Here is a 514-nt window from a genome sequence, read left to right as displayed (position 1 = left end):
AAGAAGAACAACATTTAAAAGAACGAATTCAAGAATTAGGATTGGAAAAGCACGTAATATTAAGAGGTTTTTTAAAAGATTTAACTGATGAATATCAAGATGCATATCTAAATTTAATAACAAGTAATATGGAAGGCTTTTCCTTAGCATTATTAGAATGTGAGTCACATGGTGTACCTTCTATCAGTTATGATATTCAATATGGTCCAGGTGAATTGATACAGGATGGTAAGAATGGATATTTAGTAGAAAAGAATAATCAACACATGCTATTTGAAAAAGTAAAATTATTGCTCAACAACCCTCAACTTCAACAGTCTTTTTCTCACCATTGTATCGAAACTGCACAAAAGTATTCTCGAACACAAATCATGTTACTGTGGAAAAATTTACTTCAACATTTTAACTAAAGCATAAAAATATAAGTCGTCAAATTTTGCTATGAAGTCATTTATCATTAAATGGTTTCATAGTATTTTTTTGTATTAAATAAAAGAATTTTTATTAATTCAAT

General features: G+C 27.4%; 1 protein-coding gene. It reads left to right on the top strand.

All coding sequences use genetic code 11. The annotated features are described in order from the left end of the window. Positions 1 to 410: glycosyltransferase (locus IE142_RS40525; RefSeq protein ID WP_191889543.1), on the top strand; the 410-nt coding region annotated here is incomplete at its 5' end. Between the last annotated feature and the right edge of the window lie 104 nt (positions 411 to 514).

It is taken from the genome of Streptomyces mutabilis (genome assembly GCF_014649815.1).
GTDB lineage: Bacteria > Actinomycetota > Actinomycetes > Streptomycetales > Streptomycetaceae > Streptomyces > Streptomyces mutabilis.
Note: the sequence above shows the minus strand (reverse complement) of the source record. Positions and strands in the feature narration are given on the sequence as shown.